Consider the following 12,756-nt stretch of genomic DNA (forward strand, 5'->3'; position numbering starts at 1 on the left):
GGGGGCGACGCGGTCGCCCGAAGGCGGTGCGAGGTGCCCCCGCCGAGGAGCGCGGCTCCGGCCGGTGCCCACCGCCAGACCGTTCCGAGGCCTGTGGACGGCACCGCCGCCCGGGAACCGGCGGACACCGTGAGGTGTGCAGCGCCCTCGGCCGCGAGGCCGTGGGAACCCCCGGGGAGGACGTCAGCCTCTCCGTGAGCGCGGGATCACGTACCGGGTGCGGACCACGCCCTGGCACAGGGCCGCGCCCAGGATGATGACCGCCGCGCCCAGCGGCTGGTTCCAGCTCAGGGTCTCGCCCATCAGCACGATGCCTGCGGTGATCGCCACGACCGGGGCCACGTAGGTGACCGTGGTCGCCACGGTCGCTCCGGCCTCCCGCACGATCGCGTATTGCAGGACATAGGCGAGGCCGGTTCCGAGGGCGCCCAGGACGCTCACCGACACCACCACCTGCCACGTCAGGCCCGTGGGTGCCTCGGTGAGCACCGGGACCAGCAGCACCAGCGGTACGGAGCCCAGCAGCAGTTGCAGGGCGCTCAGCTCCAGGGCGCCGTGCGAGCTGCCCGCCACGAAGCGGCGCAGGTAGGGGGTCCCGATCCCGTAGCAGGCGGTGGCTCCCACGACGAACAGCATGCCGAGCACGGCTTCGCGGTCGTCGACGGCCACCTCGCCGAGGGAGTTCCACACCCCGAACACGGTGAGCACGCCAAGGAACCCGATGCCCAGGCCGAGGACCCGGTCGCGGTCGGGGCGTTCGTCGGAGAGCAGGAGCATCGAGAACACCACGCCGAAGAGCGGCGTCGAGGCGTTCACGATCCCCATGAGGGCGGAGGGGATCAGGTGCGCCGCGTACCCGAACAGGGTGAAGGGGATCGTGTTGAGCAGCAGGGCCGACACGAACAGGTGGCCCCACAGGCGCGGAGAGGTCGGCAGGCGGCCGCCCCGCAGCAGCAGGACCGCCAGCAGGGGGACGGCCCCGGTGACCATGCGTCCGAGGGCGATCTGCATGGGGGAGAGGGCCTCGGCCGCGACCTTCATGAACAGGAAGCTCATGCCCCAGATCAGGGCGAGGAGGACGAACTTGGCGCGCCAGTCGGACAGCAGGCGGCGGCGGGGAGTGGTGGACGGAGCGGACGCGGGGAAGACAACGGGCATGGGATGTTTGTAGCGTCGGCCAAGGTCTTAGGTCTACTTCGTATTTCTTAAGCCAGGCGTTAGAGTCGCTTACATGCTCAGCGTCGACCGGCTCCGGGTCCTCCACACCATCGCGGCGCACGGCTCCCTCAGCGCCGCCGCCGAAGCCCTCCACGTCACCAACTCCGCGGTCTCCCAGCAGCTCACCAAACTCGAACGCGAGGTCGGACAGCCCCTCGTCGAACGCAACGGCCGCGGCGTCCGCCTCACCGACGCCGCCGAGCTCCTGGTCGAGCACACCGCCAGGATCCTGTCCATGGTCCAGCGCGCCGAGGCCGACCTGGAGGCGCACCGCGACGACGTCACGGGGCACCTGCGCCTGTCCGCCGCCCCCACCGCGGTCCGCGGCCTCCTCCCGCACACGCTCGCCTCCCTGCGCGAGGCCCACCCCGGCCTCCACGTGGAGCTGCACGAGGAGGAACCGCACGAGAGCGTGCCCGCCATGGCCCGGGGAGACGCCGACCTGGCCATGGTCATCGACTGGGTCGGCGCCCCGCTGAGCCTGCCCAGCGGCATGAGCCGGACCCCGCTCATGGAGGACGTCGGCGACATCGCCCTGCCCGCCGACCACCCCCTCGCCCACCGCGAGATCCTCGCACCGGAGGAGATCCTCGACCTGCCCTGGATCAGCTGGTCCCGCGGATCGGTCTGCGACGACTGGCTGCACGGCATGATCCGGGCGCGCGGAGGCGAGCCCACCATCATCCACAACGTGGAGGAGCACCAGACCAAGCTGGCGCTCATCGCCGCCGGGATCGGCGCCGCCGTCATGCCCCGCCTGGGGCGCGGACCCCTGCCGGAGGGCGTACGGGTGGTGCCCGTGCAGCCCGCGCTGGTACGCCAGGTGTACGTGTTCTGGCGCACCGACGCCTCCCGCCGACCGGGGATCCGCGCCACCGTCCGCGCCCTGCGCGAGGCGGCCGCCGCCTACGGGGGCTGATCCACCGTCACCGGCCCCGGCGCGGGCCGGGGCCGGTGGGCGTTGAGGCCGGTGACGGGCCTGCCGGAACCTTGGAGAGGGACGGGGCCGCTACCGGGAGCGGCGGCGGACCGCGCCTCCTCAGCCGTCCAGCAGGCCGGACAGGGTGGCGGACGGGCTGATCACCTCCGGATCCGTCCGTACGTCGACCAGGGTGGGCAGATCCGCCTCCACCGACTCCGCCAGCGCCTTCTCCAACTCCTCCCGGGTGTGCACGGTCGCGCCCCGCGCCCCCAGCGACCGGGCGAACCCGGCCAGGTCCAGCGGTCCGCTGATCCGGGTTCCCGCGATCCGGCCCAGCTCACGGGCCTGGTGCATGGCGATCGTGCCGTACAGGCCGTTCTGGAACACCACCACGGTGATCGGCGCGCCCATCCGCACCGCGGTCTCCAGCTCCTGCCCGGTCATCAGGGCGCCGCCGTCACCGGCCACCGCCACCACCGTCCGGTCCGGGGCGGTGATCTTGGCCGCCACGGCGGCGGGCACGGCGTAGCCCATGGCCCCGCTGGTCGGCGCCAGTTGGGTGCCGGGGTGCCGGAACCACCAGCCCCGGTGCAGGAAGGAGGCGAAGTTCCCCGCGTCGTTGGTGATCAGCGCGTCCTCGGGCAGCGCCGCGCGCATCCCCGCGACCACCGCCCACGGGTGCATCCGCGAACCGGTGCCCTCGACCGCCTCGGGCGGCACGGTGGCGGTGTCCACCCATATCCGGCGCGCCGAGCTCCAGTCCCGGTAGGGCGCCTGCACCGGGGTTTCGGCCAGCTCGCGCAGCGCCTCGCGCGCGTCGGCGACCGCGCCGAACCACAGGCTGGCGGTGGCCCCCACCTGGCCGGGGTCGATGTCGATCTGCGCGACCCGTACGCGTCCGCCCGGCTCGGGCAGCCGGTACCCCTGTGTGGTGGTCTCGCTCAGCCGGCATCCGACGACCAGGACCGCGTCGGCCTCCGACAGCGCGTTCAGCACCGGGGGAGGGCACCCCAGCCCCAGGTGGCCGAGGTAGAGCGGGTGGTCGTTGGGGAACACGTCCTGGCGCCGCCAGGCCGCGTACACGCCGGTGTTGAAGCGCTCGGCGACCCGGACGAGGTCCTCGCGGGCCGCGCGTGCGCCGCCCCCCGCGATGATCACCGGGCGCACGGCCCTGGCCAGCCAGGTCGCCAGCCGGTCCCGGGCCGCCTCGCCCAGGACGGGACGCGGGACCACGTGCGGCTCAGGCGGGTCCTGCGCTCCCACACACTGGCCGAACAGGTCGCCGGGTACCGCGATGGAGACCGGCCCGGGCCGCCCGGTGGTGGCCACGCGGATCGCCCTGGCGGTGGTCTCCGCGAGCCGGTCGGCCCGGTGCACGGTGGTGGACCACTTGGTGATGGGGGCGTAGAACGCGGTGAGGTCCACCTCCTGGAAGGCCTCCCTGCCCAACCGCTCGGTCTCGGCCTGGCCCAGGAACACGATCATGGGGGTGGAGTCCTGCATGGCGGTGTGCACGCCCACCGCCAGGTTGGACGCTCCGGGGCCCCGGGTGGCCGCGGCCACGGCCGGGACGCCGGTGAGCTTGGCCTCGGCCTCGGCCATGAACCCGGCGCCGTTCTCGTGCCGTGTGGAGACCAACCGCATCCGGGGATGCTGGTCGATCGCGTCGGTGAGTTCCAGGAAGCTCTCGCCGGGGACGGTGTAGCACCGTCTGATCCCGGCCGCGGACAGGACCTCCGCCACCGCGTGCGCGGCGGTGTCGGTGGGCGGTCGGGGGCGGTCGGCGGCTGTGTCCATGGGGGTGGATTTCCTTCCATCGTCGCAAGGTCCACGCGGTGTGTCCGGACACGGCGCGTGATGACGCGGCGTGTCCGGGCGTATGCGGCCGACTTTGACAGCCCGCCCCGGGCCGGTCAAGGACGGGGATGGCCGCTGCGGCCGCAGGACGCCGGTCGGGGTGGTGGGGGGTAGCGGGAGGGTTGTTGCGGTTGTGGGCCGCCGGTCGGCGGTGGTGGAGGGTGACGGGAAGGACCGCCGCGGTCGCAGGACATCGGTTGGGGGCAGCACGAGGCCGCCGTGGGGTGGGCCCCCCTTTGTCCAGGAAACCGCAGCGCGGCGGTCTTCGGTAGGGGCTGTGGACGGCCCCGCCGGGGCTCAGCCGACGCCGAGGGCGCGCAGGCCCGCCGTCGTGGCCGCGGCGGCGACGATCACGACGAGGAAGGGCGCGCGCAGGACCAGGGCGAGGACGGCGGCGCCCAGGCCGCCCATCCGGGCGGTGTCCCAGGCCAGCGCCTGTCCCTCGCCGCGCAGGGCCTCCACCGCGATCAGCGCGGCCAGCAGCGCGACGGGCACGGCGGTGGCGAACCGGCGCAGCCACGGGTTGTCCAGGAGCCGTCGGGGCGCGGCCAGTCCCGCGTACTTGAGCAGGTAGCAGCCCGCGGCGGTGGCGATGAGCGCGATCCACAGGGTCACGGCCGGACCTCCTCTGGCCGGTTCGCCTCGGCGGGGGTACCCGCCTCGGTGTCGGGGCCCAGGAGCGCGACCAGCGCGGCCGAGGCGGCCAGCAGCACCGGGGCACCGGAGGGAAGGAACGGCGTCGCGGCCAGGGCGAGCCCCGCGCCGAGGAGCGCCGTCAGCCGGGTGCGGCCGTCGCCCTCGCGCAGGCGGGGCCACAGCAGCCCCAGGAAGATCGCGGGGCCCACCGCGTCCAGCCCGAACGCGCTGATGTCGCTCACCCGTTCCGTGGCCAGCGCGCCGAGCAGGGTCGTGGACACCCAGAAGCCGCCCAGCACCATGTAGGTCGTCACGAACGCGGTGCGCGCCGACTCCCGGTCCGGCTGGACCAGGGTCACCGCCGTGGTCTCGTCGATCACACCGTGCGCGGCCAGTGCCCGCCGCGCGCCCCTCCAGCCCAGCACGTCCGCCAGGCGCAGTCCGTACAGGGTGTTGCGGGCGCCCAGGAGCAGCGCCCCCAGCGCTCCCGCGACCAGGCTGCCGCCTCCGGCGATCACCCCGACCAGGGCGAACTGGGAGGCCCCGGTGAACATGAACAGGCTCAGGAAGACGGACTGCGCCGGGGACAGCCCGGCGGTCACGGCCGCGGTGCCGAACGCCAGGCCGGCGGCGCCCACGGCGACGCCGATGCCCATGCTGTCGCGCACCACCGGCGAACGGAGGAGAGAGAAGGGTTTCACGCGTCCGACGCTAGGGGGAGGGGCCGTTCGGTGTCTTGAACGTTCTTGCCGCCCGCGTCCCCGTCCCCGATCCTGGCTCCGGCGGCCCTGCCCCTGCCCCTGCGGCCCCGCCTCCGGCGGCACCGCGCACGACCACGTCCCGCCCGCCCGCCCCTTCCTCCCCTTCCGGGAGCGAGGAGCGTAAGGAGGCCTCAGGAGGCCAGCAGGGCACGCTGGTAGGCGCCGGGCGGCACTCCCAGGTGGCGTTTGAAGTGGCGGGTCAGGTGCGGCTGGTCGGCGAAACCGACCTCCACGGCGACCTCGCCCGCCCGGCGCCCGGAGGCGAGCAGTGACCGGGCCCGGTCCACCCGCAACTGGTTGAGGTAGGCGTGCGGGGGCAGCCCGTGGACGGCGCGGAAGGCCCGGGACAGGGCGAACGGCCCGATGCCCAGCCGGGAGGCGAGTTCCTCCAGGGTCGGCGGGTCCACCAGGTGTTCGGCGAGGATCCGTCGTGCCCGCTCCACCTCGGGGCGGGCGGTGCGCCGGACCGGATCGGACGCCCGCTCGCTTCCGTGGGAGCGCAGCAGCATCCCCAGCCCCTGCCGTGCCAGGGAGGAGGAGGCCAGCCGGTCTCCCCGCTCGGCGGCCACGTGCGCGGCGGCCAGCACCCGGGCGGCCTCGGGCGCGTCGATACCGGACTCGGTGAACCCGGGGGTGCCCCGCATCCCCAGTTCGCGGGCGATGCCGACCACCACGTCGGGAGAGGGATAGAAGACGCGGTAGCCCCAGCCCTCGGGGACCCCGGCGTGACCGGTGTGCACCTCCCCGGGACCGACCACCGCCAGCCCGCCGGGCCCCACCCGCACCCGGCCCCGGGCGTGCGAGTACTCCTCGATGCCGTTGGTGATCACCCCGATGGTGTAGGTGGGGTGGGTGTGCCGGGTGAACGTGGTGGTGACGAAGTGCGCGGTGAGGAGTTCGGTCTCGGGCAGCCCGGAGAAGCGCCAGTAGCGTGCGTGCTCCGCACGGGGGTCCTCGACCTTCGGGTGGATGTCGCTGGGCATGCCCATACCCCCAGGTTAGGGAGTGCCGCCGGCGGAGGCGGCCGCCGCCCCGGCGCCTCCCTCCCGCCTCGCCCGCCTTCGCCGTGTCCTTCGCCCACGGCCCCGACGTCTTCGCTCACCGCACTCGCCGCCAGTCCACCCCGCACGTGCCTGCCGTACCCGCCGCCCCGCCGCCTGCCAGCCCGCCTCGGGCGTGCCTCCCCGCCGGGTCCCCCGCGCACGTCCTCCACCGCATCGCGCCCTCCACCGTGCGGCGCACCCCTCCCCGTGCGGCGGAGATGCCCGGGGCCACCCGCGGGGAGAGCGGTCGGGCGGCGGGGCTAACCTGCGGGCATGACTACGACCGAGATCCGCATGGCGCGCGACGAGCGCGACCGTGCCGCAGTGTTCGTCATCCGGGGAGCCGTGTTCGTCGCCGAGCAGGAGGTGCCCATCGAGGAGGAGTGGGACGAGCGCGACGCCACCGCCGACCACCTTCTCGCCCTGGACGGCGGCGTCCCCGTGGGAACGGTGCGCCTGGTGGACCTGGGCGGCGGAACCGGCCTCCTCGGCCGCCTGGCGGTCCTGCCCAAGGGGCGCGGCAACGGTACCGGCGCCGCGCTGGTCCGCGCGGCGGAGGAGCGGGCCCGCGAGCGCGGACTGGGGGCGGTGGAACTGCACGCGCAGACACACGCGCTGGGCTTCTACGCACAACTGGGCTACACGGCTCACGGCGAGGAGTTCCTGGACGCCGGGATCCCGCACCTGCACATGGTGCGTGAGCTGGGCTGACGGCGTCGTCGGTGCTCCCCGTCTCCGAGTCCTGTGACGGGGAGCGCACCGCCGAGCCCGGGCGAGACGGAATACCACCGAGTAGGATTCGGTTCGTTGGTGGTGCCCCCAGCCGCCCGTGCACACGCCGAATCGACGAGGAACACATGACGGTCAACACGCAATCGGTAGCCGAGCGCCCCGACCCCCGCGCCTTCGGTCTCCCGGTGGTCGAGCAGGCCCAGATCCCCGCTGAGCTCCGCTCCCTCGTGGCCCGCGTCCACGACCTCATCGACGCCGTCGCCAACACCGAGGCCGACGCCGACACCCTCGCCGAGGCCGCCTCCACCGTCGAGGGCCTCACCGACGGGCTGAACGTCGCCCGGCGCCAGATCGGCACCATGGTCCAGCGCGACCTCCAGTCCGGCGACACCGAGTTCGGCACCATCACCAACATCGTCGCCGGTGACACCAACCCCGCAGCCCCGCCGCTCCTGCTGGAGCGCACTCCCGAGGGCCTGCGCGGCGAGGTCACCCTCAACACCGTCTACCAGGGCCCGCCCGGACTCGTGCACGGCGGCTGGATCGCGGCCCTGCTCGACCAGGCCGTCGGCAGCGTCTCCGCCGTCGAGACCGCGCCCGGGCTCACCGCCAACCTGAACGTGGACTACCGCAGGCCCACGCCGCTGTTCACCCCGCTGGAGGTCACCTCGTGGGTGGAGCGGGTGGAGGGCCGCAAGGTCTTCGTGGCCGGACGGATCCGCGCCCACGGCGAGGTCACCGCCGAGGCGACCGCCCTCATGATCCAGGTCAGCGTGCCCGGGACCCAGGAGGGCTGACCGCGGCCGACCAGCGGACACCCCCTCCGACGTACGGACCGAGAGGACGTTCTCGGACGCGCCGTGGCACTTCCCGCGGCGGTTCCGGTAACATCACCGGCATGATCCGCCGTTATCACGTGTTTAGCCAGCCGACGCTCCCGTCGGCCGCTCGCACGTAGGCGGCAGCAGGGATCGTCGGCAACAGAGCACCCGGGCCAGGGCCCCGGTGCTCTTTCGTTTCTCCAGGCGGCCGACGCCCCACGACACGCTCTCCACGCACCGCTCCGCGGGGGACGTACGGCCGCACAGCGTCCGTACCGGGCCCTGAAGGCCCGTTCCCACACCGAGGGAGACACCGTGTCCCAGAACCACTCCGCCTCCGCGTCCCCGGCGCCCCGAGACGCCTCCACGGACGAGGAGATCCGCCGGCTGCGCGGGCGTATCGACCAGATGGACGACGAGCTCGCCGAACTCCTCGAACGCCGCGCCCTCGTGGCCGCCCGGGTGCAGCGGCTCAAGCCGGTCGGCTACTTCGCCGGGCGCGACATGCGGCGTGAGCGGGAACTGGTCGAGCGCATGGCCGAGCGCGCCCCGCGCCTGGGTCCGGAGCGGCTGGCCTCCATCATGGGCGAGGTCATCAGCGCCGGACTGGCCGCGGCCGAGGAGGAGGCCGCGCACACCGCGTGAGCCCTCAGGGCGTGTCCGGCGGGCACGTACCCCGCCGCGCGACGGGCAGCACCCGCCGGACACGCCCTAAGGCCCCGCCCCGGGGCGGACCACGTCCACCCACACCAGGCGGTGGTCGGAGCTGGGGAAGGGGCGGTCGCCGGTCAGGCGGAACAGGGGGTCGTCCACGGTCGGCCAGAACACCCCGCAGGAGCGGGCCGTGAGGGTCCGCGAGGGCAGCACGTAGTCCACGCGCAGGTTGCCCGGGCCGGGCTCGTCCGTGAAGTCGGCGCTGTCCAGGTCCGGGTCGCCCGCGTGCCCGTCGTTGGCGCCGCCCTGGCGCCGGGCCGCGCCCCGGCCCCCCTGGCTGGACGGGCGCACGTCGTTGACCCGGGGGTGTTCCAGGAGCCGGGCGACGGCCCTCGGGTGGGCGTCGCCGTCGTCGGGGTCGGCGTTCAGGTCACCGGCGATGACGAACGGCACACCGGCGGGCAGGCCGCCGCGCCGTCCCCGGTCGTCGTAGACGTAGGAGTCCGCGCCCGGGGTGACGTAGTCGGCCCAGAAGCGGATCTCGTCGTGGTTGCGCGCGACGTTGCGCCTCTCCGGTCCGTCGAAGGCGGGCGGCGTGGGATGGCTGGCCAGCAAGTGGACCAGGCGCCCCCCGCCGGTGTCGACGGGCAGGTCCCAGTGGCTCTTGGAGGACAGCCGCAGGACTTCGAGGGCCTCGGGGGAGTAGTAGGGCTCGCCGGTCCCGGGGAGGGTGGGCAGGAGCGCGCCGGGCATGTCCGCCCACCGGAAGGTGCGGAAGGTTCGCACCAGCCCGGTGATGATCGGGTACATCGAGTACACGACCATCCCGTACTGGCCGGGGAAGAGCCCGTAGCCGAAGGCGTCCTCGGCGTAGGCGGGACCGCCGGGCTCGGTCACCGCCTCCCCGTCGCCGTTGAGGTCCACTCCCGAGGCCACACCGGTGTTGACGGGCGCGGTGTACACGTACGGGTACTCGACGGCCTCGGCGCCGTTGTGGCCGACGGACAGGTAGTTGTCCTGGAACAGGCGGGGACCGGCGCCCTCCTCGTCGTGGTCGAACTCGTTGACCAGGAGGACGTCGGGGCGCACGCGCTGGATGATCTCGGCGACGTTGCGCGCCTGCTCGCTGCCGGGAGCGGCCAGTTCCTCGGCGAGCGTTCCCCGCTCCGGGCGCTCCAGCGCGGCGTTGAACGTCGCGAACCTCACCTCGTGCGGGCCCGGCGGGCCGGGGACCGACGGCGAGGCCCCGGCGGAGGCGGGGACCGCCGGCAGGGCGGACGAGGCGAGGACCAGGGTGGAGGTGGAGGCCACCGGGCGGGAAGGCGGGTGCATGAGGGCATTCTCCCAGCGGAGCGCTCTCCGGCGCCCCCGCCGGGAGCGGCCGGGGCGACCGCCCCTGTCGCTCCACGGGCATGGGGGCCGGGGACCCGCGGGAAACCGGCGGCCCGAGACCACCGCCTCATCCGTCCTCGGGCTCCGGGCCGGTCCGGTCCCGGCGGGCGTGTCCGGCCGGAAGGCCCACGGGGCCGTCCGTGCCAACGGGGTGGCGACCCGGGCTTGAAACGTTTTATCTTCAACTACCCCGTTCCCACTCACCCTGGATGCATGGCGGGCGGAGGTCCTGTGCCAACTGGGACGCGGGTGCTTCCGGCAGGTATAAATCGGTTTAGAAAGAGCTGTTCCCAAGCCGCTACCGTCCGTGTTACATTCTCGTTGTTTTCGGGAGCGCTCCCACTCCATCGATGCATCCGGGCCGCCGTGGTACGTCGGCACCGGATGCGGTAAGGAGTGTCCTTCCCATGCCCCCCATACCCCCCGCCGCCCGTCATCGGACACGGCGCGTCACATCCCTCGCGGTCTCCCTCGTCACGGGCGCCGCGTTCGCCGCCGTGGCGACCGGCCCCGCTTCCGCCGCCGCCGGCTGCGAGGTCGACTACACCGTTCAGAACCAGTGGAACAACGGCTTCACCGCGGCCGTGTCCGTCACCAACCTCGGTGATCCCGTCGACGGCTGGACCCTGGAGTGGGACTTCACCGCGGGCGAGCGCGTCACCAACGGCTGGAACGGCGAGTTCGCCGGTTCCGGGGACCACGTCAGCGTGGGCGACGCCGGGTGGAACGCGGCCATCGCCACCGGAGCCTCGGTCGGCTTCGGCTTCAACGCCTCCCACGGCGGCGCCCCGGAGCTCCCCGAGTCCTTCACGCTCAACGGCACCGCCTGCACCGGCGACACCGGGGAGCCCCCCGGTGAGGAGCCGCCCGACGAAGAGGAGCCGCCCACCACCGGCGAGGGGCGCCAGGTCGAGGAGTTGGACCGCGGCCTGGTGAGCGTGCACGGTTCGCGGGGCAACCTGGTGAGCTGGCGCCTGCTGGCCACCGACCCCGAGGACGTCGCCTTCAACGTCTACCGCGGCTCCACGCTCCTCAACCCGCAGCCCCTCACCGAAGCCACCTCCTACCTGGACGGCGGCGCCTCCGCCGACGCCCGCTACACGGTCCGACCCGTGGTCGGCGGTCAGGAGGCGGAGGCCTCGGAAACCTCCCTGGCGCTGCGCGACGGCTACCTGGACGTCCCCCTGGACGTCCCGTCCGGCGGCAGCGGCTACACCTACGACGCCAACGACGCCAGCGTGGGCGACCTCGACGGCGACGGTGAGTACGAGATCGTCCTGAAGTGGGAGCCCACCAACGCCAAGGACAACTCCCAGGCGGGTCGTACCGGCCCCGTGCTGCTCGACGCCTACGAGCTCGGCGGTGAGCGGCTCTGGCGCATCGACCTGGGGCGCAACATCCGCGCCGGTGCGCACTACACCCAGTTCCAGGTCTATGACTTCGACGGCGACGGGCGGTCCGAGGTCGCCGCGAAGACGGCCGACGGCACCGTCGACGGCACCGGCGGGGTCATCGGTGACGCCGGGGCCGACCACCGCAACGGCGACGGCTACATCCTGAGCGGGCCGGAGTTCCTCACCATGTTCGACGGCCGCAGCGGGGCCGAACTGGACTCGGTGGACTACGTGCCCGGACGCGGCGACGTCTGCGACTGGGGCGACTGCTACGGCAACCGTGCGGACCGGTTCCTGGCGGGCGTCGCCTACCTGGACGGCCAACGGCCCAGCCTGATCATGGCGCGCGGCTACTACACGCGCTCGGTCATCGCGGCCTGGGACTGGCGCGACGGGCGCTTCACCCGCCGCTGGACCTTCGACAGCGACGACGCCGGGTCGGAGTGGGCCGGACAGGGCAACCACCAGTTGAGCATCGCCGACGCCGACGGCGACGGCCGCGACGAGGTCATGTACGGCTCGATGGCCGTCGACGACGACGGCGGCGGGATGTGGAGCACCGGCCACGGTCACGGGGACGCCATGCACGTGGGCGACCTGCTGCCCGACCGCTCCGGCCTGGAGGTCTTCACCATCACCGAGCGCACGGGAGGCGCGGCGGGCGCATACGTGGCCGAGGCCGCCACCGGCGACGTGGTCTGGCGCAGGCCCACCGCCAGCGGTGAGGAGGGGCCCGGCCGGGGCGTGGCCGCGGACGTGTGGCCGGGCAACCCGGGCTCGGAGTTCTGGGTCGCGGGGGGCGGCGTCAGCGGCGTGTACGACGCCGAGGGCGACCGCCTGGGTGTTCGTGCTCCCTCCTCCGTGAACTTCGTGAGCTGGTGGGACGGCGATCCGCTGCGGGAACTGCTGGACGGCACCCGCATCGACGAGTACGGGACCGGTGGCGACACCCGGCTGCTGACCGGCTCCGGGGTGGCCTCCAACAACGGCACCAAGTCCACACCGGCGCTGAGCGGCGACATCCTCGGTGACTGGCGTGAGGAGGTCGTCTGGCGCACCGAGGACAACCGGGCGCTGCGGATCTACTCCACGCCCGTCCCCACCGAACTGCGGATGCCCACCCTGATGCACGACACCCAGTACCGGGTGGCCGTCGCCTGGCAGAACACCGCCTACAACCAGCCGCCGCACCCGAGCTTCTTCATCGGGGACGGCATGGAGCCCGCTCCCTGGCCGGAGGTGTACACACCCTGACCACCGGGCGGGTCGGGGCGGTCGTGCGGGTGCGCTCGCACGGCCGCCCCGCGCTCGGCAACCGTGTGCGGG

At 73.6% G+C, this 12,756-nt stretch carries 11 protein-coding genes; 5 read left to right on the forward strand and 6 right to left on the reverse strand.

What is annotated here, in order from left to right; translation table 11 throughout:
* Nucleotides 1-183: 183 nt before the first annotated feature.
* The gene (locus NOSIN_RS04505) at nt 184-1,158 is read right to left on the reverse strand and encodes a DMT family transporter (protein ID WP_077689523.1); all 975 of its coding nucleotides are present in this window, start codon (nt 1,156-1,158) and stop codon (nt 184-186) included.
* 73 nt (nt 1,159-1,231) lie between these two features.
* Here NOSIN_RS04505 and NOSIN_RS04510 point away from each other — a divergent pair, with 73 nt between their 5' ends.
* Nucleotides 1,232-2,137: a LysR family transcriptional regulator gene (locus tag NOSIN_RS04510; protein WP_077689524.1), complete on the forward strand. Its 906-nt coding sequence runs from the start codon at nt 1,232-1,234 to the stop codon at nt 2,135-2,137.
* A gap of 120 nt (nt 2,138-2,257) precedes the next feature.
* Here the strand turns inward: NOSIN_RS04510 and NOSIN_RS04515 are convergent, their stop codons facing one another.
* The 4 genes from NOSIN_RS04515 to NOSIN_RS04530 form a co-directional block, all read right to left on the reverse strand.
* Entirely contained in the window at nt 2,258-3,937 is a 1,680-nt protein-coding gene (locus NOSIN_RS04515) for a thiamine pyrophosphate-dependent enzyme (protein ID WP_077689525.1), read from the reverse strand.
* Between the two features lie 357 nt (nt 3,938-4,294).
* Nucleotides 4,295-4,612 carry an AzlD domain-containing protein gene (locus tag NOSIN_RS04520; RefSeq protein WP_077689526.1) on the reverse strand — a complete coding sequence of 106 codons (318 nt, stop codon included), beginning with the start codon at nt 4,610-4,612 and terminating at the stop codon, nt 4,295-4,297.
* Nucleotides 4,609-5,334: an AzlC family ABC transporter permease gene (locus NOSIN_RS04525; protein ID WP_236743295.1), complete on the reverse strand. Its 726-nt coding sequence runs from the start codon at nt 5,332-5,334 to the stop codon at nt 4,609-4,611. Before NOSIN_RS04525 ends, NOSIN_RS04520 begins: the two co-directional genes overlap by 4 nt.
* Nucleotides 5,335-5,525: 191 nt before the next feature.
* Nucleotides 5,526-6,383 (reverse strand): AraC family transcriptional regulator, encoded by an 858-nt coding sequence (locus tag NOSIN_RS04530; protein WP_171986554.1) that lies wholly within the window; start codon nt 6,381-6,383, stop codon nt 5,526-5,528.
* Between the two features lie 327 nt (nt 6,384-6,710).
* Here NOSIN_RS04530 and NOSIN_RS04535 point away from each other — a divergent pair, with 327 nt between their 5' ends.
* The 3 genes from NOSIN_RS04535 to NOSIN_RS04545 all read left to right on the forward strand — a co-directional run bounded on the left by NOSIN_RS04535 (nt 6,711) and on the right by NOSIN_RS04545 (nt 8,635).
* Complete coding sequence (locus NOSIN_RS04535; protein ID WP_077689528.1) at nt 6,711-7,148, forward strand: GNAT family N-acetyltransferase; 438 nt, start codon at nt 6,711-6,713, stop codon at nt 7,146-7,148.
* 146 nt (nt 7,149-7,294) lie between these two features.
* Nucleotides 7,295-7,966 (forward strand): PaaI family thioesterase, encoded by a 672-nt coding sequence (locus NOSIN_RS04540; protein WP_077689529.1) that lies wholly within the window; start codon nt 7,295-7,297, stop codon nt 7,964-7,966.
* Between the two features lie 339 nt (nt 7,967-8,305).
* The gene (locus NOSIN_RS04545) at nt 8,306-8,635 is read left to right on the forward strand and encodes a chorismate mutase (RefSeq protein WP_077689530.1); all 330 of its coding nucleotides are present in this window, start codon (nt 8,306-8,308) and stop codon (nt 8,633-8,635) included.
* A gap of 66 nt (nt 8,636-8,701) precedes the next feature.
* Here the strand turns inward: NOSIN_RS04545 and NOSIN_RS04550 are convergent, their stop codons facing one another.
* A complete protein-coding gene (locus NOSIN_RS04550) occupies nt 8,702-9,976 on the reverse strand; it encodes an endonuclease/exonuclease/phosphatase family protein (RefSeq protein ID WP_077689531.1) in 1,275 nt (424 codons plus the stop codon).
* Between the two features lie 467 nt (nt 9,977-10,443).
* On the opposite strand from NOSIN_RS04550, the gene NOSIN_RS04555 reads away from it, so the two are divergent.
* Complete coding sequence (locus NOSIN_RS04555; protein WP_077689532.1) at nt 10,444-12,684, forward strand: rhamnogalacturonan lyase family protein; 2,241 nt, start codon at nt 10,444-10,446, stop codon at nt 12,682-12,684.
* Nucleotides 12,685-12,756: the final 72 nt, after the last annotated feature.

It is taken from the genome of Nocardiopsis sinuspersici (genome assembly GCF_001998325.1).
In the GTDB taxonomy this organism is placed as follows: Bacteria; Actinomycetota; Actinomycetes; order Streptosporangiales; family Streptosporangiaceae; genus Nocardiopsis; species Nocardiopsis sinuspersici.